The sequence below is a fragment of the Arthrobacter sp. 05N33_2 genome (assembly GCF_056397425.1).
Genome location: NZ_JBFTNJ010000150.1, coordinates 1 through 1115, shown reverse-complemented (window position 1 = coordinate 1115; position 1115 = coordinate 1). Strand labels below are relative to the sequence as shown.

At 65.2% G+C, this 1115-nt stretch carries 1 protein-coding gene; it reads right to left on the bottom strand.

From position 1 onward, the window contains the following. On the bottom strand, nucleotides 1–982 hold a 982-nt coding region (locus AC1DHX_RS20735), incomplete at its 3' end, for an IS481 family transposase (protein WP_476900465.1). Between the last annotated feature and the right edge of the window lie 133 nt (nucleotides 983–1115).

Below are 1115 nucleotides of genomic sequence, written 5' to 3'. Positions count from 1 at the left end.
GCCCAGGGAGGTTGGTTAAGCGGCTGATGGGCGGGTGGCCACCGATTGCGGTGTGGGGCCTGTGGTGATTGTAGTGGTGCAGCCATGCCGGGAGGGCGTTTCTGCGGGCTGATTCCGTGGCGTAGAAGCGTTTGAATGCCCACCCGTCGGCCAGGGTGCGGTGGAAGCGTTCGATTTTTCCGTTGGTCTGGGGGCGGTAGGGCCTGGTCTTCTTCGCCTTGATGTTCAGCTCCCGGCAGGTGTCCCGCCAGAGGTGGGATTTGTAGGCTGAGCCGTTGTCGGAGAGAACCCGCTCGACGGTGACGCCGCGGGCGGCAAACCAGGACACGGCCCGCCTGAGCACTCCGACTGCGGTGGCTGCTGTTTCGTCGCTGTGGATTTCGGCGTAGGCGACCCGTGAGTGGTCGTCGATGACGGTGTGCACATAGGCGGTCCCGATCAGCGGGCCACGATGTCTGCTGCGCGGTTTGTCCGGGGTTCCTGCCCGGTTCATGCCGCCTTGTTGCCGGCCGACGTAGCGCCAACCGCCGCCGTCGGGGATGTTCCCTAGCTTCTTCACATCGACGTGGATCATCGCTCCAGGAGTCTCATGCTCGTAGCGGCGGATGACCTCCCCGGTGCGCTTGTCCACGTGATGCAGCCGGTTCAGCCGGCACCGGACCAGAACCGCGTGCACGGTCGAGGCCGGCATGGCCAGCTTCGCGCCGATCGCGACCGGGCCCAGACGCTGCTTCCAGCGCAGATGCACGACCTTGCGCACCAGCTGCTGCGGCGTCCGGTTCGCCACCCGGTGCGGGCGCGAGGACCTGTCAGCCATACCCGCCTGACCCATCGCGGCGTAGCGGGCCGCCCACCGTTTGGCCGTGGGCCAGGCGCAATTGAACTGTTCGGCAGCCCGGGACACCGGCCAGCCGTGGTCTACGACGAGACGCGCGACGCGCAAACGTTGGCGTGGAGTCAAAGCGGCATTAGCGTGAGACATTGAGGACCTCCTGGTCGCTGCAGCGGTTGTCTAAGCAACTCCACTGTGCAACCGGAGGTCCTCACCTTTAGGTCAACGACTCCAGCGAGTCATCACATTCACCGAACCAACGTCCCTGGGCAGTACAAGTACA